Raw genomic sequence first — 19,578 nt, 5'->3', positions numbered from 1 at the left:
GCCGGCGACCCAGACCCCCTGCCTACTCGTCCGAGCGCGAGGCCGCCGCGTCGGAGTCGGCGTCGAGCGTCGCGGTCCGTGACACCGCCGCCTGGTCGTCGTCCGAATCGGAGCTGTCGCTGGTCGACACCGAGGGTGTCGTCGACCCCTGGTCCGAGGCGGGGTTGGCCAAGTCCGGCGCGCCCTGCCCGTTGGTCGCGTCATCGCCTGTCGCGGCGTCGCCGCCGGCCTGGTCCGACGCGTCGGACGTCTTCCACTCCTTCCGTGGCCCGTAGGGAAGGCCCACCGAGACGGTTCCCTCACCCGGATCGATGGTGATCAGCGCGTTGGCCTCCAGGAGCGTCTCCGACCGGAGCTGCCCGGCCTCCTGCTTCTGGTGCTTGTCCAGCATGGCCTGGGCCTCCGCCTGCTTGCCGTCGGCCTGAAGCTGCTGGAACCTCGCATCGAAGGCCGCGCTCGCCTTGGCCTTCACCCCGACGCGTTGATGCGCCGAGAAGAACGCCAGGCCGCTCGGGTCCACGTTGGTCAACGGCGAGGCACCCGCGTAGGTGTAGGCGCCGCCGAGGGCCGGCTGATCGATCAGGGCACGGGGCACGTCGACGAGGATCGGGTCGGGCGCGAGGAACAGCTCCCGCTGGGAGTCGTACCAGCGCGGGCCGAACAGGATCATGTCGAGGGTGTCCTCGTAGTAGCCGTCGCCGTACTGGAACGGGGTCCTGATGGTCTCCTTGTTGTCGACGATCCACATCTCGCCCGAGGGGAAGTACTCGTGGCGTTGGAACCCGCGGCCCTGCACGTCGCTGACCATGTTGGTCGAGCCCACGACGTCGCGGTGGACGAACATCTGGGTGGTCTCCTCGGAGGAGCCCGCGTCCATCTTCGTCACCAGCGTGTCGGTGCCGTCGGTGACGTGCTTGTAGATCTTCTGCGAGCGGACGGTCACCCAGGGGTTGAGGAAGAGGGTCTCCGGACCACCGCCGTGCTGCTCGACGACGTCACCGTCACGCGTGAGGAGCGAGCCGTCCTTGATGCGCAGGACGCCGGTGTCGTCATAGGCGTAGGTCTTGAGCTCCGCGCCGCGCTCTGCCGAGGTCATGAGCCCGGCCAACGTCCACGAGTAGCTGCGGTCCCAGACGTTGGTGGTGCTCGGCTTGGCGCCACCGGACCGGAGCACCGACGACACCTCCCCGTTGGCGGTGTAGCTGGAGTCGTAGACCCGCTTCTTGCCGTCGGCCGTCGTCACCTCGTCCTTCGCCACGTGCAACGGCCCGTTCTGGGTTCCTATGTCCCGGGTGAAGCTGTACGTGGTGTTCTCCACGGGCTTGCTCTTGCCCTTCGTGGGGAACAGCGCGTCGGCCTGCTTCTTCGCGATGATGCTCCACGGCGTCTCGCCGGGGAACTCGACGCCATAGCTGTAGCGACGCTGCTCGCCCGCCTTGATGTCGAAGGTGCCTTCGGAACCGACCACGCGCCCGAAGCCGTCGTGGACGTGCTTCTGCTCTGCCCTGCCGCCGTTGATCGCGCGGTTGGCCCGAGGCAGGTCGTTGAGGTAGGTCACGGGCCGGCCCACCTCGTCGTAGGTGTAGCTCAACCGCTGCAGGGCACCGGCGGGGCTGGTGGTGTCACGTGTGGTGAGCCAACGCGTCTCCGGATCGAAGGACGTGGCGGTGACCGCTCCGTTGCCCAGCTCGTCACGCACCGGGTAGAGCCACGGGTCGTACGCCCGGTCCGCGAGGTAGGTGTAGGCGTGCGTGGTGCGGCGCGGCACCTGGATGCTCCGGGGGTTGCCCTCGGCGTCCGGTGTGATCGCCTCGAGCGAGCTCGTCAGGCCGATCTCCACGCCCGTGAGCGCGCGGAGGAGACCTCCCGAGTCGTAGCCGTAGGTGACCACCTCACCGGTGGCGTCCTCCGGCGTGAGGAGTCCCGCCAGGTCGGCCGGGTCGGCGAGCTGGTCCACGCTGGTCCCGTCAGGCACGTACCGGAGGGTCTTGGCGTCCGGGTACTCGACGGTCTCGACGCGCCCGAGTGCGTCGTAGCGCCACTTCGTGGTGTAGGTGAAGTCCACGAGCTCGGCCGCCGAGAGGTCGGGGGCCCAGTTCTGGCGCTTCATGGTCGCGGTCTGCACCGCCAGGTTGCCGGCCGCGTCGTAGCTGTTGGTGACGAGCCGCGTGCGGTCGGTCTGGTAGGACACCCGTCCGGCGGCGAACCGGCCGTCGGCGTTGTCGAGCCCGTAGACGTACTCGACGTCGTCGACGCTGCCCGGGTGGTCCACCGCGACGAGCCTGTTGAGGAGGTAGCGGTAGGAGGTCTGCTCCCCCGCGTCGCGCATGGCCGGCGTGGTCATGACGCGCCTGTGGCCCGCGAGGTCGAAGGTGGACTCGACAGAGCCGCCGTCGGGGGTGGTCGCGCTCGTCATGCGTCCGGCGAGGTCGTAGGCGTAGGTGGACTCGTTGCCCGCGGAGTCGACCACTGCGAGCAGCTCGCCGAGGCTGTTGACCCGGTAGGCCGTGGCCAGGTCCTCCGGCGCGGTCTGGTTGGGGCGGGGCGCGGCCTGGTCGATGTGCGCCCGCACCACGTCCCTCACGTCCTGGCCCAGCCAGGTCACCCGGCCCTGCGGATCGGTGACCACGGTCCAGGCCAGCAGGGGGCCGGCCCCCTCGAACTTCTCCCACGGGTACTCGTAGGTGGAGACCCGGTTGCCGGGCTCGACGACCTGCTCCAGCAGGTCGTAGGACGTCCAGGTCACGACCGTGCGGGCCCCGCCGGAGGCGGCGGCGCTGAAGGCGGCCGCGGGACCGGGGTCCGCCGTCGGGCCGTACGTCACGACCGGCCTGGCGAGGGGGTCGAACTCGACGGTGTCGCTGACCTGACGCCCGGCGACGGGGGCGGACCCCGTCAGGATCCCGGCGTCCCGCTTGGTCTGCCGCACGCGCCCCATGCCGTCGACGAACACGATCGTGTCGATCGTTGCGGTGGCGTCCAGCCCGGCGGCGTCGGTGGCCGCGGGGGTGGGGTTGCCGTCCAGCTCATCGACGTGGCGGGCGACGGCGTAGGCGTAGTCGTCGGCCGTGGCGTGGTACTCGTAGGTCACCAGCAGCGGCGCGGGCCCGGGGACGCTCGGTGGCTTCACCGCGGACGCGGTGACGATGCGGCCCAGCTCGTCGTAGGAGAACTCCCTGACGGCGCCGTTGGCGTCGATGCGGGACGCGACGTTGCCGGAGAGGGGGTCGAACGTGGCCGACGACGACACGCCGGGCGTCGAGTTGGAGGCGTTGGGTCCGCCGCTCAGCACCGCGGCTGCGTTCGCCGCCGGCACGTCGAACTCCGAGACCTCGGCGATGTCGGTGTGCCGGTCCGCGTCGTAGGTGTAGCGCACCGTGTAGCGGTTGCCCTGGGCGTCCTCCGGGGCCATCACCAGCCCGTAGTCGCCGAACTGGTTGAACACCATGGTGGTCGTGGCGTAGACCCCGGGCGAGACCAGCTCCTCGATCTCGAGGGGGGCCGCGTTGTCGCACATGCCCTTGGGGGCCAGGCGCTCGCGCAGCAGCACCGAGTCACCCTCGGCGTCGACCCCGGTGACCGAGATGCCCACGGGGAGGTGGACCCCGGTCGAGCAGGTGCCCGCCGACCAGTAGGGCTGGGCGGGGGTGGTCTTCGGCCGGCACGGCAGGCCGGACTGGCCGGCACTCCCGCAGTCGGTGTAGGTGATCTCCGTGGTCAGGTCGTCGAAGTCATCGTCAGGCGCGCCCAGGTCGCGTTCGGTCAGGACGTTGCCGCGCCCGTCGAACGTGCGCTCAGTCCTGCGCTCGAAGGTGCGCGGGTCGCCGTCGTACCAGTACTCGTCGCTGGCGAGCGGGGCCGGTGCGATGGACCAGCCTCGCGACGCGACGCTGTGCAGGTCGCCCAGGTCGGCGCCCAACCCCAAGAACGTGGCAGGGCCGCGGGAGTCCACGTCGATGGTGCCGGCTGGGCCGCGCACCACGCGGGCCCCCCACTCGATGAAGGAGCCCCGGATGTTCTCCGCCGTGGCTCCGCCGCCCTCGAGCATCGTCACCTCGCGGAGAAGACCCGAGACGAACACGTTCTCGTTCTCGTACTTCTGCACCGTGGTGCGCAAGGCTGCGTCGCCGTCGGTCGTGTCGAGCTCCACCGACGTCACCGTCGCGAACCCGAGCGACGCCCGGTGCGCACGGTCGTAAGCCACGCCCTCGTACGTGAACGAGCTGGCGTAGTGACCGGTGGTGCTGGCGCCGTCGATCTCCTGGCTGGTCGAGCGCCCGTCCTTGATGTCCACGCGGGACATGACCATCACCGAGTCAGGATGCTCGGTGGTGTTGCCCATCCTGCGGTAGTCCACGGTGAACGAGCCGCCCAACGGGTTGGTCACGCCCTGGATCAGGTTGGTGCGGCGGTGCTGGTTGAGCTGGACCTTGAGGTCGTTGTCGTTCATGCTCTGCAGCACGTCGGCGTAGCCGTCGCCGTCGACGTCCTCGACGCTGACGTTGGTGGAGCTGACGGCGTTGTTGTAGCCTCCGCCGCCGCCGATGACGAGGTAGCACGCCACCAGGCACAGCGGGCCGATATAGGCCGTGGCGCTGACGCCGCCGCCGATGCCACTGCCGCGATCGAAGGCGATGTGCTGGCTGCCCTCCACCGTCGGGAACTCACCGTAGGTGACCTCGGAGAGGAGCCCGCTCCCGGTGCCGAAGGCCACCTTAATGCTGCTGCTGCCGTCCTTGCGGAGCCGGTCGAGGATGCCGTCACCGTTGAGGTCGCGCCAGGCGTAGGTGGACCAGTCCCAGTTCCACATGAAGTTGACGCCGCCGCCGAACTCCCCGTACGGGAGGCTGAAGCCCAGCCCTGCGCCCGCGGTTGCCGACTCCTTGCTCTCGAACCCACCCGAGCCGAGCTTCACCGCGCGCGCCGTGAACCCGTATCCGAGGTTGTAGAAGGCGTAGACGCCGCCGGCCGTGGTGTAGACGCTGTCCGGGAGCCCGTCGCCGTTGATGTCGGCGAGGGCGCGCTGGATCTCGGCCCCCTCGGCAGCCCCGAAGTCGCTGCGGAGCGTCGAGATCTGGCTGGAGTAGTCCGAGTCCCCGGTGGTGTCGTTGCCGGAGGCATTGGGCGAGCTCCACGAGTAGCCGCCGCTGCCGGAGATGCCCAGGCTGTAGTTCGGGCCCGAGTCGCTCGCGCCCTGCCCCTTGTTCGCCGAGTTCCCGCCGACGGCATTGGTGCCGCCCTTGGCGTTGGGCACGATGTCGACCATGCCGCTGCTGAGTCCGCCGTTGACGGAGATGGTCAGGTCCTGGTTGGTGACGCTCGTCCGGTTGACTCCGCGGCTGCCCAGGTAGTCACCCAGCTGGTCGGTGTAGGACACGCTCCCCGCCGAGACCACGTCGGGGTAGCCGTCGCCGTTCAGGTCCTCGAAGTCGGTGATCCCCCACGAGGGCGAGAGCGATGCCGAGGCGCCGAGGATCGCGATGCCGAAACTGAGGTTCAGCCCGGGCCCCGAGATGCCCAGGCGCGTGGGCGCCTGCCGGCCGGGCCCGGCCGCGGTCTGCGTGTCGAAGCGGAGCGTGTCGACGGCGAGCCGCGACGTCTGGGCGCCGGTGGCCTCGGCCCACAGCGACTCCCCGCGCGGGCCCTCCCACCGGCCGGGGCCGGTCTCGGGCACCACCGGGACGAACGCGTACGACGGCTCCGCCGTCTCCGTGTCCAGCGAGATGTCGCTGCGCTGCGGGTTCTGCGGGGTGCTGCCGCCCGTCTGGATCTCGAAGGCGGACTCCTCCATCCTCGTTGCGCCAAGGTCGTCGCTGCTGGTGTAGCCGGCGACGGCCCATCCGCGGTACGGCAGCGGGAAGATGCCCTGCTGGCCGCTCCACCGCAGGACGGCGTCGGGCACATCGGTGGTGGTCTCCACCCCTGCGTTGGTGACCACCTTCACGAACTCGGTGAGCGACAGGCCGCTGCGGCTGAACTGGGGGTCGCGGAACATGATCTCCAGCCACTCGTCGCCGCTTCCGACGCTGGCGGGCAGGTCGAGCTCGAAGTCGGCCGAGGTTGCGTCGCCGTTCGACGCCCAGGCCACGCTCACGGTCTGCTTCGCCAGCAGCGCGTCTGCGGACTTCACCGTCACGACGGCATCGACGGAGGTCACGCCGTCCGGGCGCTCGGCCGCCGTCGTGAGGCTGAACCGGTAGGTGGATTCGCCGCTCTGCAGCGCGGCGGGGCTGACGCCGGAGTCGGAGTCCGCGTAGGGGTAGATCTCGACGTGGGGGCGCACCCGGTGTTCGAAGATCAGGTCGCCGTTGGCGTCCCTGAGCTCCACCGGATCGCCCGCCTCGTCCGTGGCGGGTGAGCCGTCGTCGAAGGTCAGGTTGGCGCCCCAGGCCAGGGCGGACAGGTCCACCTGGGAGTCGGCCTCGGCGAACACCGACACCTGGTCAGGGAGTTTGACGTCGGCGTCGTCGGGGCTGGGATGGAACTGCACCGCGACCTGGCCGCTGAACTGACGCGGACCAGGGGTTGCGTCGAACGGCACGGTGCCGAGGACGGTCCTGGTGAGGGTGCCGTCAGGGCTGCGCCTGACCGCGACGATCCTGATGTCGTCGCTGAGCGTCCGCAACGTCTCGACGGCGGCGTCGATGTTGACGGTGCCCGCCAGCGGCAGGGCCACGAAGTCGCCCGGGCGGCCGGCGAGGGTGAAGTCCTCGGCTGCCTCAAAGCGGTGCTGGGACTGCCCGTTGGCGTCGAACTCGGGCCACGTCGGGCTCACGTATTCGACGACCGGCTCCCAGTCGACGATGTCGCCCACGCCGTCGTCGATGGAGCCGACACGGAAGTAGAGACGGTCGCCGGCCGTCACCGAGCGCGGGATCGGCGCGGTGAGCGCCGGGGCGCTGCTGCCGACCGGGAGGGTGGCGTTGACCAGCTCGTCCCCGTCGTGCTGGATGGCCACCCGGACACCGTCGGTGCTGCCGGCCCCGGCGCGCAGGGCCACGGGGGCTGTGATCAGCACGCTGCCCGTGTAGGGGGCGACGAAGCGGCGCACGGTGTCGACGGGCGGGGACTGCTTCTCCATCTTCTCGACCAGGTCGTCCAACTCCTGGCTGCTGGTGGACGGCAGAGCCGACGAGCCGAGCGGAACCGGGGTGCCCTCGCTGTCGCCCTGGAACGTGGGGATGCCACCCACGAGGCGGTTGAACAGCACGGTGCCGTTGTTGACGAAGTCCACGAGGCCGTCGGCGTTGACGTCGGCGAAGTAGGCGCGGCTCCAGGAGAAGGCAAGCCCGGTGCCCACGCCGATGGCGACCAGCGGGTACGCCTCGAACGACACCTGGAAGCCGAAGTTCGAGTCCTTCGACAGGCTCGGCAGATTGACCGCATCCGAGGCGTCCCACGTCTTCGGCCCACCCGGCCCGCTCGTGTTGAGCCTGAACTTGATGCCCCCGTCGTCGGCCTGGAAGACCTTGTCGGGAAGGTTGTCTCCGTTGAGGTCGATCCACTCGACAAGCGAGGCGGAGTCGGCCCCGCTCAACTCGATCCCCGCGCCGAAGGATCCCGTCTTCAGCGGGACGGCGGCGTTGAAGCCGATGTAGATGTTGCCGGACCCGCCGTTCGACTCGCCGCCGCCGAGGGCGGACACGTCCGCGATTTCGTCGAGGAAGGTGCGGTCCCGCACGTCGGACTTGGTGTCCTGCGTCGACTGGGCGGTGAGTCCGTCGATGCTGCTGCCGCTGCCGGTCAGGTCGTCGTACCAGTCGATCTCGTGCACGTGCGGGTCGTCGACGCCCTGGGTGATGGTGCGCAGCAGGGACTTGCCGAACCGGCCCTCGGCGTAGCCGAACGTGTACCGGGCGGCGATGTCGGTGTAGGTGCGCACGGCGCCGGAGGCGGGCGCGGGCCCGTGCCTGACCTCCACGCGGGCGAGTCGGTCGACGAGGACGTCGACGTAGCCGAGGCCCGCGTCGATGACGGGGTCGCGGCGGACGGCGCCCGGAGCGGGCATCTGGGACTCGCGGATGAACTCGACGCGGTAGGGCGCGCCGTTGAAGTCGGTCACGCTCGCGGTGGCGTCGGTGTAGAGGATCTGCCTGAGAAACGTGTGCTGACCGCAGAGGCTTGCGGACGGGGTGCAGCCCTGGTTGACGATCCAGGCCGAGCCGTCGAACTGGTAGACGACCTTCTGGTACTCGTAGCGGATGAGGTTGACGCCCACGTCGCGCTGGGCGGAGAGCTTCCATTCGACGATGTGGCCCGCCTCGTTGCGCACGACGGACGCCTCGTCGAACGAGGCCGGGGTGGCGACCGCCGGGCCGCCGCTGTCGGGCTTCCCGCCGTACCAGCGCACCTTGCCATCCTGGCTCCTGACCTCCCAGAAGTAGTTGGCGGGCCAGCCGGACCCCTCACGGTGCCGGATGATCTCGTCGAAGTCGGTCTCCACCTGCCGCGCATAGTCCGCCCTGGAACCGTCCACGCGGTTCTCCCAGGCGGAGCCGTTGGCGTTGGGGGTCAACAGGTCCCCGTCGAGGAGGTAGGACTCGCTCTCCTTCGCCTGGTCGAAGTGCGGCGCGCCGAAGGAGGTGTCGACGACGACCTCCCCCACCCCGAGATCCCACCCGAGGCCCAGCCACCCGTTGCCGCCGCCCGAGGTGTAGGACAGCGACAGCTCCGGCGTGATCCCGTGACCCGGGGGGATGTCGATCGGGTACGAGAGGTCCATCGAGCCGGTGTTGTTGGCGATCGGCGCCTCGATGAGCGACAGTCCCTCCGTCGGGTCCGGCTGGGCAAGGCCCGTCTTGTCGTCCTCGCCGAACGCCTGGGGCGAGATCGGCTGCTGTGGCGAGAGCGTGTCGGTGGCCAGCTGGCTCGCGGCGATGCCGTCGTCACCGGAGCCGCCGGACTCCACCGACGTGGCGGGCACCACGCCGACGCTGGTGACGATCAGGGCGAAGATGGACATCACGGCGAGCGCACGGCGGGGCATGGGCATGGAGGTCTCCTGGTTGAACCATTGACTAGGACACACCCCACCCCAGATCCTCGGCCCACGGATATCGGGCAAATGCCCTATCTCACCGCCGGCCTGAGCGGAGCCACGCTGGAGGACCACTGTCGCACCGCCCCTCCCGGACCGGTGCGCGGACGTCCCCGCGTTGGGTATAGCCTTGTGGCCACACACAGGGGAGCGCCACTCGGGCGCTGAGAGTGCGGGCAAGCCGCAGACCCTCAAACCTGATCCGGTTAGCACCGGCGTAGGGAGTGAGAATTCTCCTCGGCTGCCGCCGAGCCTCCGAAAGGAGCGAGCATCACCATGCAGACCATCGTCAAGACCCTCGCGGCCGGCGCCGTGGCGCTGACCCTCGTCGCCTGCGGGTCACCGCAGCCGGAGACCGGCTCGTCGTCCTCGGCCCCCGCCGAGCTCCGCGAGACCGACACCCTCACGGTGTTGACCCACGACGCCTTCACCCTCCCCGACGAACTCAAGGCGAAGTTCGCCGAGGAGACGGGCTACGAGGTGACCTACACCACCCCCGGCGACGGCGGGGCCCTGGTCAACCAGCTCATCCTCACGAAGGACTCGCCGCTGGGCGACGTGGTGTTCGGCGTGGACAACACGTTCGCGTCCCGCGCCGCCGAGGCCGGCGTCCTGGCCCCCTACGAGTCGGAGGCGGCCTCCTCCGTCCCTGAGGAGCTGCGGGCCCCGGGCCTCACCGCCGTCGACTACGGCGACGTCTGCATCAACGCCGACACGGTGTGGTTCGAGGCCAACGACCTCCCGCTGCCCCAGACGCTGGACGACCTGACCGACCCGCGCTACAAGGACCTGCTGGTGGTGACCAACCCCGCCTCGTCGTCGCCCGGCCTGGCGTTCCTCATCGCGACGGTGGGCGCGAAGGGCGAGGGCTACCTCGACTACTGGCGGGCCCTCATGGACAACGGCACCAAGGTGGCCGCCGGCTGGACCGACGCCTACTACACGGACTTCTCCGGCGCCGACGGCAAGGGCCCCCGCCCCCTCGTGCTCTCCTACGCCACCTCCCCCGCCTTCACCGTGACCGGCGACACCTCGACCACCGTGGCCCTCCTGGACACCTGCTTCCGGCAGGTGGAGTACGCCGGCGTGATCGCCGGGGCCGAGAACGAGGTGGGGGCGGCCAAGTTCATCGACTTCCTGCTCACCCCCGAGGTGCAGGCCGCGATCCCGGAGAACCTGTACATGTTCCCGGCCGTCCCCGGGACCCCACTGCCCGAGGTCTGGCAGAGGTTCGCGGTGCTCCCGGACGCGCCCATCGACGTGCCGCAGGACCTGATCGGCGCGTCGCGTGACGAGTGGATCCGCGCGTGGACGGACGCCACGAGTTGAACCGTGCGCTCTGGAGGGCCGGCTGGGTGATCGCGGCCGCGATCCCCGCCGCCTTCCTGGCGCTGTTCTTCGCCTGGCCCGCCGCCAGCCTCATCGCGCGCGGCTTCCACGACGGCACGAGCTGGACACTGGACGGGTTCGCCGCGGTCTTCGGCTCCCCCAGGACGTGGAGCGCGGTCCGCTTCACCCTGGGCTCCGCCCTGTCCACGACGGCGGCCTGCCTGGTCCTCGGGCTGCCGGGCGCCTACCTCCTCTACCGGTGCAGCTTCACCGGCCGCGACACTCTCCGCGCTCTGGTCGCCGTCCCGTTCGTGCTGCCGACGGTGGTGGTGGGCGTGGCGTTCGGGTCGCTGCTGCGTGAAGACGGCCTGCTGGGCGGGCTCGGCCTCGGCGGCTCCGTGGCCGCCATCCTCGCGGCCATGGTCTTCTTCAACTACTCCGTCGTCGTGCGCACGGTGGGCACGTTCTGGGCCCGGCTGGACCCCCGGCTCGCGCAGGCGGCCGCGACACTCGGCGCCTCCCCGGCCCGCGTGCTCATGACCGTCACCCTGCCCACCCTCGCGCCCGCGCTCCTGTCGGCCGCGTCGCTGGTGTTCCTGTTCAGCGCATCGTCCTACGGCATCGTCATGGTCCTGGGCGAGACGAGGTTCCAGACCATCGAGACCGAGATCTGGTTCCTCACCACGCAGCTGCTGGACCTGCCCGCCGCGGCGGCGCTGTCGGTGGCGCAGCTGGTGATCGTGACCGCGACCCTCTGGCTCAGCGGACACGCGCAGAGCACCATGACCAGGGCTCTGAGGCTCCAGCCGGACGTCGCCGGGGCACGCCCGCTCACGCTGTCCCGCGACTGGCCCGCGGCTACCGTGACGGCGGCCGTGATCGTGCTGTTGCTCGGCCTGCCCATGGCGAACCTGCTGTGGCGCTCGCTGCACTTCCAGGGGCGCCTCGGGCTCGACAACTTCTCCCGCCTGGCGACGGCCGGGGACCTCGGCGCCAGCGTGTGGGAGGCGCTGCGCACCACGATGGTCACCGCCTCCGCCGCCACGGCGCTCGCCCTCACGCTCGGCGTCCTCGTGGCGTTGGTGGCCTCGCGACGGCCGCGGCGTCGCGACGCCCGGCACGCGCTCGCGGCGCTGGAGGGGCTGTTCCTGCTGCCGCTCGGGATCTCGGCGGTGACCGTCGGCTTCGGCTACCTCATCACGCTCAACCGGCCCCCGTTGGACCTGCGTTCGAGCATTGTGCTCATCCCGATCGCGCAGGCGGTGGTGGCGCTGCCGCTCGTGGTGCGGACGCTGCTCCCCACCCTCCGGGCCATCGACCCCCGTCAGCTGGAGGCGGCCGCGACCCTCGGCTCCAGCCCGCTCCAGGTCCTCCGGCGCATCGAGTTCCCCCACCTCGGCCGCGGCCTGGGGCTCGCCGCCGGCTTCGCGTTCGCGACCTCGCTCGGGGAGTTCGGCGCCACGTCGTTCCTCGCCCGGCCCGACAACCCCACCCTCCCCGTCCTGATCTTCCGCGCCTTCGGGCGGCCCGGCGCCGAGAACTACGGCCTCGCGCTGGCGGCTTCCGTGGTCCTGGCAGGATTGGCGGGAATCACCATGGCGCTCGCGGAACGCGTGCGGCCGAAGGAGGTAGCCACGTGGTAGCAGGGCTGGAGGTCCACGGCGCCGTCGTGCGCTACGGGCAGACCACCGCCGTCGACGGCGTCTCCCTCACCGTCCCGCGCGGCAGCGTGGTGGGGCTTCTCGGGCCCTCCGGCTCTGGCAAGTCGACGCTGCTGCGGGCGGTGGCCGGGCTCGAGCCGCTCGTGGCGGGGACCATCTCCTGGGATGGTGAAGACCTCGTCGGCGTCAAGGTGCACCGGCGCAACTTCGGGATGGTCTTCCAGGACGCCCAGCTGTTCCCCACCATGACGGTGGGGCGCAACATCGCCTACGGCCTGACCGGCCTGGGCCGGGAGGCGCAGCGCGCCCGGGTGGCGGAGATGCTGGACCTCGTCGGGCTCCCGGGTTTCGAGGGCCGGCGCATCACCGAGCTCTCCGGGGGGCAGGCCCAGCGGGTGGCGCTGGCCCGCTCGCTGGCGCCGTCGCCCCGCGCTCTCCTCCTCGACGAGCCGCTGTCGGCGCTGGACACCAGGCTGCGCCGTCGGCTCGCGGAGGACCTGGCAAGGATCCTGCGGGAGACCCACACGACGGCGGTCTACGTCACCCACGACCATCAGGAGGCCTACACCATCGCCGACACGGTGGCCGTGCTGCACGACGGCGCCCTCCTGCAGTTCGACGCCCCGGAGTCGCTGCGCCACGCCCCCGCCTCCAGGCAGGTGGCCGCCTTCCTCGGCTACCGCGCGTTCCTGACGGAACATCAGGCCAGGAGCCTCGGGTGGCACGGGAGCCTGCCCGTCGGCTCGGTCCTCGGCGTGGGTGCGAGCTCGCTGGTGCTCGACGAGGCGGGCGTGGAGGTCGAGGTGGTGGACCAGGGCTACACCCCGGACGACGTGGAGATCGGGGTCAGGCTGCCGGACGGCCAGCGGGCCACCGTGTCGTCGCCCGAGCGGGTCCACACCCCGACGGTGAGCGTCCGGCTGGTCGGAGGGGCCGTCACGCCTGCCTGAGGGAGACGTCCGGCTCGGCACCTGCCTGCCTCGACGCCGTCAAGGCCGCACGGACCCGCTGGCCGACGGTGACGGCGCTGCCCAGGGCGACGATCCCCAGCCCCACTGCCATCACCCACGTGGGTCCGCCCAGCCCCACCACCAGGGCGGCCAGCCCCGCCACTGCGAGGCGGTCCGAGCGTTCGAACAGCCCCACGGACGCGTCCCACCCCTCTGCCTCCGCCCGGGCGCGGGCGTACGAGACGACGAATCCCCCCACGAGGCAGGCGAGAGCCATCCACAGAGCCAGGGTGTCGCGGCCGGCTGCCCAGAGCGCCAGGCCGGCGAACACGGCGCCGTCGGCCACCCGGTCGAGGGTCGAGTCGAGGAAGGCGCCGAACCTCGTGACCCGACCGTCGCGGCGGGCCATGGTGCCGTCGAGGCCGTCGGCCAGCAGGAACACGGCGATCACCGCCACTCCCGTGGCCAACTGGTCGCGGGGGAAGAACCAGAGCGCGGCTGCCGTCACCCCGACGGTGCCGGTGACGGTGACGGTGCTGGGCGAGACCCCGAGACGGAGCAGCAGTGCCGCCACGGGAGTCAGGGCGCGCCCGTATGCGCCGCGGAGGAAGGAAAGCACCCCTCCAGACTAACGGCCGTCCGCGCGCCACCCACCAGGCCCCTCAGCCTCGCAGGCCTGCACACCTCCCGACGCCTGCCTCACGTCACCACGCCTGCCCCACGTCACCACGCCTGCCCCACGTCACCACGCCTGCCCCACGTCACGACACCTGCCCTCTTTGGTCAGGCGCCCGCGCTCATTGCAGCTGCCTGTACTGGAGAGCAGGCCAGATGACGTAAGGCAGGCGCCTCCCGTCCGAAGGCGCCCGTCCTGGAGAGCAGACCAGACGACGAAGGGCAGGCGCGAGTCCCCCCCGCCGCAGGCGGGCGGCCTGTGGGCGGTCGGCGACTAGGGTGGAGCCGTGGCCCGAGAGCGATTCCCCAGATCCGTCTACCAAGCAGGCGACGATCCTGATCCGCGCTTCACGCTGGCCAACGAGCGCACCTTCCTCGCGTGGATCCGCACGTCCCTCGCTCTCCTGGCCGGCGGGATCGCCCTCGAGGTGCTGGGGTTGGGCATCCACGAGGACTTCCGTGTCGCCGCGTCCGTGGTGCTGATGGTGACGGGGATCGTCGCGGCCCCCTTCGCCTGGTGGGGCTGGGCCCGGTACGAGCGCGCGCTCCGCAACAACGCTCCCCTCCCTTCGTCCCGGTTCGCGCTCCCCGTCGCGTCCGCCGTGACGCTCAGCGGGATCCTGGTATTCGTCGGCTTCCTCGTCCGATGAGCGAGGCCCCGTCGGATCCCGGCTTGGCTGCCGAGCGCACCATTCTCGCCTGGCAACGAACGGGGCTGTCGATCGGGCTCGGGGCGCTCGTCTTCGCGCGCATCGAGGCCTCCGCCGTGGGGCTGTGGTCCTGGGCCCTCGCCGGGGCGGGCCTCGCACTGGCCGTCCTCATCGGGGTCTGGTCACGACGGCGGTACGGCCACACCCATCGCACCCTCAGCGGCGGAGGAAGTCGCCTCGCAGACGGGCTGCTGCCCGCCGTGGTCGCGGCGACGGTGGCCGCCGCCGGCCTCGTCGCCCTCGTCGTGTCGGTGCTGACCGGCCCCCTCCCCATCCCCTGACCCTGATCTCGGGCCCAACGACGTCTCATGCCAGGGGGTGTGCACGACACGCCGTCGGGATTGGGGGTGGGGTGCGCATAGGGCACCGAGCGTGGTTTCGTGTGGTGTTTCGTGCTGAGTCCACACACCTGTGCAGGTAGGTTTCGACACGCGCTGAGCCGCAGGCGGCTCGGCGCGGCTCAACCAGCGGAAACGGCCAGGCCTCGAGGCGAGAGGGGCGTGAGGTGACCGCGAGGGTGGGGGACGGCAGGGCGGCTGGGCGCAGGGATGCCCAGCCCGAGGGGCACCCAGAACAACCCGCCTGAAGCAGGCTTGAGCCAGGGCCGCCCTGCCGGCACACGCCCGGGACCGACCACACCACAGGCACACCAATGACGGGAGACGTGAGACGAGGCCCGGGCGGCCTCAACCACCCAACCCAAGACCAACACGCGGCCAACAAGCAGACAGTGGACAAGGGCCGCACGGGCCTCGTGTCAGGGCTCCCGGCACCACACAGCGAGAACTCCAATCGCGAGAACCTCGGCCAACTCCATGGACAGGCGTCAGTTGGTTGGTTTCGGCGCGGGCTAGGCCGCTTCGCGGCTCGGCCCGGCTCAACCCAAGTCGACACGCGCTGAGCCGCAGGCGGCTCGGCGCGGCTCAACCCGCGGAAAGGGGCCAGCTCGGCGCGGCTCAATCAGCGGAACCGCCTCCGTGTCAGGGCTCCCGGCACCGACAGCCGAGTCCGACCCCGTCGCAGCCCCCAACGAAAAATGGGGCGGACCCGAAGGTCCGCCCCATTGTCGTGTGCCGCTCAGGCCGAAGCCGCGCCGTCGCCGTCCGCGGCGCGCGCGAGCTCGGGCAGGTCCGCCTTCGCCACGCCGGTGAACTTGAAGGGCAGTTCCGCGCCCTCCTCGCTGACGTCCACCTGGACGATCTGGCCGGCCTGAAGCTCCCCGAAGAGGATCTTCTCGGCCAGGAGGTCCTCGATGTCGCGCTGGATGGCGCGACGAAGCGGGCGGGCGCCGAGCACCGGATCGAAGCCGCGCTTGGCGATGAGCGTCTTGGCCGCGGGCGTGAGCTCGATGCCCATGTCCTTGTCCTTCAGACGCATCTCGATCTGCGCCACCATCAGGTCCACGATCCGCTCGATATCGGCCTGCGTGAGCTGATGGAACACCACGATCTCGTCGACCCGGTTGAGGAACTCCGGACGGAAATGCTGCTTCAGCTCGTCCGAGACCTTCGCCTTCATCTTCTCGTAGCTCGACTCCTCATCACCTGCGCGGGAGAAGCCGAGATTCACGCTCTTCGAGATGTCCCGGGAACCGAGGTTGGTGGTCATCACGATGACGGTGTTCTTGAAGTCCACCACTCGACCCTGGGCGTCCGTGAGGCGCCCCTCGTCGAGGATCTGCAAGAGCGAGTTGAAGATGTCCGGATGCGCCTTTTCGATCTCGTCGAACAGGACCACCGAGAACGGCTTGCGACGCACCTTCTCGGTGAGCTGCCCGCCTTCTTCGTAGCCGACGTATCCGGGCGGGGAGCCGAACATCCGGGAAGCGGTGTGCTTCTCCGAGTACTCGCTCATGTCCAGCGTGATGAGGGCGTCTTCGTCGCCGAAGAGGAACTCGGTGAGCGCCTTCGTGAGCTCCGTCTTGCCGACGCCCGAGGGGCCGGCGAAGATGAACGACCCGCTGGGCCGCTTGGGGTCCTTCAGGCCGGCGCGGGTGCGTCGGATGGAGCGCGACAGCGCCTTGACCGCATCGGTCTGGCCGATGTAGCGCTTGCCCAGCTCATCCTCCATGCGGAGCAGCCGCTGCGACTCCTCCTCGGTGAGCTTGAACACCGGGATGCCCGTCGAGCCGGAGAGCACGACGGCGATCTCCTCCTCGCCGACCACGGCGGGGATGTCCGAGTCTCCCTGCTTCCAGGCCTCCTCGCGCTCGGCGCGCTGCGCGCGGAGCTTCTGCTCCTCGTCGCGCAGGCGGGCCGCCCGCTCGAAGTCCTGGGCGTCGATGGCGGCGTCCTTCTCCAGCTTGTTCGCGGCGATGGCGTCGTCGAACTCGCGCAGGTCCGGCGGGGCGGTCATGCGCTGGATGCGCAGGCGGGCGCCGGCCTCGTCGATCAGGTCGATGGCCTTGTCCGGCAGGAACCGGTCCTGGATGTAGCGGTCTGCCATGGTGGCCGCGGCCACGAGGGCCTCGTCGGTGATGGTGATGCGGTGATGGGCCTCGTAGCGGTCACGCAGGCCCTTGAGGATGTCCACCGTCAGCGCCACCGACGGCTCCGCCACCTGGATGGGCTGGAACCGGCGCTCCAGCGCCGCGTCCTTCTCAATGTGCTTGCGGTACTCGTCCAGCGTGGTGGCGCCGATGGTCTGCAGCTCGCCGCGGGCCAGCATGGGCTTCAGGATGCTGGCGGCGTCGATGGCGCCCTCGGCGGCTCCGGCACCCACGAGGGTGTGGATCTCGTCGATGAACAGCATGATGTCGCCGCGGGTCTTGATCTCCTTGAGGACCTTCTTGAGGCGCTCCTCGAAGTCACCGCGGTACCGGGAACCGGCCACCAAGGCGCCGAGGTCCAGCGTGTAGATCTGCTTGTCGCGCAGGGTCTCGGGGACGTCTCCGCGGACGATGGCCTGCGCCAGGCCCTCGACGACGGCCGTCTTCCCGACGCCCGGCTCGCCGATCAGCACCGGGTTGTTCTTGGTGCGGCGGCTGAGGACCGTCATGACGCGCTCGATCTCGTGGGCGCGACCGATCACCGGGTCCAGCGCGTTCTCGCGGGCGGCCTGGGTGAGGTTGCGGCCGAACTGGTCCAGCACCTGCGAGCTGCCCTTCTCGGGGCCGGTCTCTGGGGCACCGGACATCGACGCCTCGCGGCCCTGGTAGCCCGTGATGAGCTGCAGCACCGTGTTGCGGACGCGGTTGAGATCCGCGCCCAGCTTGATCAGCACCTGGGCCGCGACACCCTCGCCCTCGCGGATGAGGCCCAGCAGGATGTGCTCGGTGCCGATGTAGTTGTGATTCATCTGGAGCGCCTCGCGCAGCGAGAGCTCCAGCACCTTCTTTGCGCGGGGCGTGAACGGGATATGACCCGTAGGCACCTGCTGGCCCTGGCCGATGATCTCCTCAACCTGTTCCCGCACCGCCTCGAGGGCGATACCGAGGGATTCGAGCGCCTTCGCGGCCACACCCTCACCCTCGTGGATGAGCCCGAGCAGGATGTGCTCGGTGCCGATGAAGTTGTGGTTGAGCAGCTTCGCCTCGTCCTGGGCCAGGACGATGACGCGGCGGGCGCGATCCGTGAACCGTTCGAACATGTGACTTTCCCTCCTGCGGCCCGACGACGCGCGCCGGGCAACCGCTTCTAGCTTACTGATGCCGCCGAGGGAACCAACGATCCGCGGTTCACCCGCCGCGAACGCGGACGGACTACTGCGCGGCTTCGTAGGCGGCGACGACGTTGCCGGGCACCCGACCGCGGTCCGAGACCTTCATTCCGTTGGCGCGTGCCCATTCACGGATCGCGTTTGTGTCCTTGGCCGACGAGCGGGTCCCGGCCTTGCGCGCGGTCTTGCGTCCGGCCTTGGTGGCCTTCTCGATGAAGGGGGCGAGCGCCGCCTCCAGCTTGCTGGCATTCTTCTCGGAGAGATCGATGGTGTAAGCGTCGCGTCCGAGCGAGAACTCGATCGTCCGGGCGTCGGTTGTGCCGTCGATGTCGTCGACGAGGAATACGCGGATCTGTCGTGCCATGAAAACTCCTTGGTGGGGGGATGAGATTCCTCGAAGAGATTACCGCTTCACGGCGCCGAACGAAAGGGGCGATGAAATTCATGTCTGCACCGGTCTCCTGCACCATTGGCGGGCTTTCCCTCCCCGGCCATGAGCATGTATTTCTCGGCCCTAGACATCCCACCACGGCGGGATTGGTGCGCGTCTCCTATCGCGCGGTCGACGGGTGCGTCACCGACGCGGACGTGACAAGCGGATACGGACATCGCGCCGCGGAGAAACTATTCGAGGTGCGAGATTTCCGATCCATGATCATGCTCGCGGATCGGCATGATTGGATGGCTGCGTTCAGCGGTGAATTGAGCCTGGTGCTCACGGTTGAAAATGCCATGCGGCTGACTCCCCCGCCGCGCGCAACCGTGCTGCGCACCCTGATGGCGGAGTGCGCCCGGCTGCACAGTCACCTCTGCTTCCTCAGTTACCTGGCAGAGGGCGGGACCTCCGCCAACTTGTGGGGCACCGTCGACGCCCTGCGCGACGCGATGCTGGCCTGGACCGGCAACAGGGTCCACCCCATGCTGTGCCGGGTCGGCGGGCTGGCCTCGGATGCCCCGGACGGCTGGCTGGACTCGCTGGACCCCCTGCTCGACGACGTGGCCCGGCTCTCCGCGGACCTGCGCGCGACGCTGGCAGCGACCACACGCTTCAACGGCCTGGCCGTCCTGGACGCGGACACCTGCCTGGGCTACGGGCTGTCCGGCCCTGTGGCGCGCGCCGCGGGCATGGACCTGGACCGGCGCCACGGCGGCTATCTGGCGTACGGGACGATCTTCCGCCCCGTCGACGTCCGCACCTCCGGCGACGCCGAGGCACGCCTCTCCGTCCTCATCGATGAGCTGGGCACCAGCGTCGACATGATCCGCGTCGCGCGCGCCGTCGCCCACGAGACGCCAGGGGAGGTCGGGATCCGGCTATCGCGCCGGCTCAAGGTGCCCGAGGGGGAACACGTCACCCAGATCGAGGCGCCCTGGGGGATCGCCGCCTGCCACATGGTCTCCCGCGGGGGGCCGACGCCGTGGCGGGTGGGCCTGCGCACCCCGTCGTTCAGCAACCTGTCCGCCCTGGCCCGCGCCCTCGAGGGCGCCCCGACAGACAGCATCGCCGACGTGGTGGCCTCGTTGGGCTACACCGTCGGCGATGCGGACAAGTAGGTCAG

At 70.2% G+C, this 19,578-nt stretch carries 10 protein-coding genes and 1 riboswitch; of the genes, 6 read left to right on the top strand and 4 right to left on the bottom strand.

Annotation, left to right across the window (positions count from 1 at the left end):
- Positions 1 to 22: 22 nt before the first annotated feature.
- Positions 23 to 8,992 (bottom strand): SpvB/TcaC N-terminal domain-containing protein, encoded by an 8,970-nt coding sequence (locus ACZK5D_RS00820; RefSeq protein ID WP_463663932.1) that lies wholly within the window; start codon positions 8,990 to 8,992, stop codon positions 23 to 25.
- Between the two features lie 179 nt (positions 8,993 to 9,171).
- Positions 9,172 to 9,278: riboswitch (TPP riboswitch) on the top strand.
- Between the two features lie 35 nt (positions 9,279 to 9,313).
- Here ACZK5D_RS00820 and ACZK5D_RS00815 point away from each other — a divergent pair.
- The 3 genes from ACZK5D_RS00815 to ACZK5D_RS00805 are packed head-to-tail and all read left to right on the top strand — an operon-like array spanning position 9,314 to position 12,977.
- Positions 9,314 to 10,366 (top strand): thiamine ABC transporter substrate-binding protein, encoded by a 1,053-nt coding sequence (locus ACZK5D_RS00815; protein ID WP_463663931.1) that lies wholly within the window; start codon positions 9,314 to 9,316, stop codon positions 10,364 to 10,366.
- A complete protein-coding gene (locus ACZK5D_RS00810; RefSeq protein ID WP_463663930.1) occupies positions 10,345 to 12,009 on the top strand; it encodes an ABC transporter permease in 1,665 nt (554 codons plus the stop codon). Before ACZK5D_RS00815 ends, ACZK5D_RS00810 begins: the two co-directional genes overlap by 22 nt.
- On the top strand, positions 12,003 to 12,977 hold the full coding sequence (locus ACZK5D_RS00805) for an ABC transporter ATP-binding protein (RefSeq protein WP_463663929.1): 975 nt from the start codon (positions 12,003 to 12,005) through the stop codon (positions 12,975 to 12,977). Before ACZK5D_RS00810 ends, ACZK5D_RS00805 begins: the two co-directional genes overlap by 7 nt.
- Here the strand turns inward: ACZK5D_RS00805 and pgsA are convergent.
- Entirely contained in the window at positions 12,964 to 13,596 is a 633-nt protein-coding gene (gene pgsA / locus ACZK5D_RS00800; RefSeq protein ID WP_463663928.1) for a phosphatidylinositol phosphate synthase, read from the bottom strand. The genes ACZK5D_RS00805 and pgsA overlap by 14 nt on opposite strands.
- A 343-nt stretch (positions 13,597 to 13,939) precedes the next feature.
- Between pgsA and ACZK5D_RS00795 the strand changes: the two genes are divergently transcribed.
- Positions 13,940 to 14,302, top strand: coding sequence for a YidH family protein (locus ACZK5D_RS00795; RefSeq protein WP_458994758.1), 363 nt, complete (start codon positions 13,940 to 13,942; stop codon positions 14,300 to 14,302).
- Positions 14,299 to 14,643, top strand: coding sequence for a DUF202 domain-containing protein (locus tag ACZK5D_RS00790; RefSeq protein WP_463663927.1), 345 nt, complete (start codon positions 14,299 to 14,301; stop codon positions 14,641 to 14,643). Before ACZK5D_RS00795 ends, ACZK5D_RS00790 begins: the two co-directional genes overlap by 4 nt.
- Positions 14,644 to 15,439: 796 nt before the next feature.
- On the opposite strand, the gene ACZK5D_RS00785 is transcribed toward ACZK5D_RS00790, so the two are convergent.
- Both ACZK5D_RS00785 and ACZK5D_RS00780 read right to left on the bottom strand, forming a co-directional pair.
- Entirely contained in the window at positions 15,440 to 17,950 is a 2,511-nt protein-coding gene (locus ACZK5D_RS00785) for an ATP-dependent Clp protease ATP-binding subunit (protein WP_463663926.1), read from the bottom strand.
- Between the two features lie 112 nt (positions 17,951 to 18,062).
- Complete coding sequence (locus tag ACZK5D_RS00780; RefSeq protein ID WP_458994761.1) at positions 18,063 to 18,383, bottom strand: histone-like nucleoid-structuring protein Lsr2; 321 nt, start codon at positions 18,381 to 18,383, stop codon at positions 18,063 to 18,065.
- A 317-nt stretch (positions 18,384 to 18,700) separates the two neighbouring features.
- Here ACZK5D_RS00780 and ACZK5D_RS00775 point away from each other — a divergent pair, with 317 nt between their 5' ends.
- Positions 18,701 to 19,573, top strand: a complete 873-nt coding sequence (locus ACZK5D_RS00775; protein WP_463663925.1) for an NADH-quinone oxidoreductase subunit D-related protein — start codon at positions 18,701 to 18,703, stop codon at positions 19,571 to 19,573.
- The last annotated feature ends 5 nt before the right edge of the window (positions 19,574 to 19,578 follow it).

The organism is Tessaracoccus yangjingae (assembly GCF_055326235.1).
This window is presented reverse-complemented; position numbering and strand designations above follow the sequence as displayed.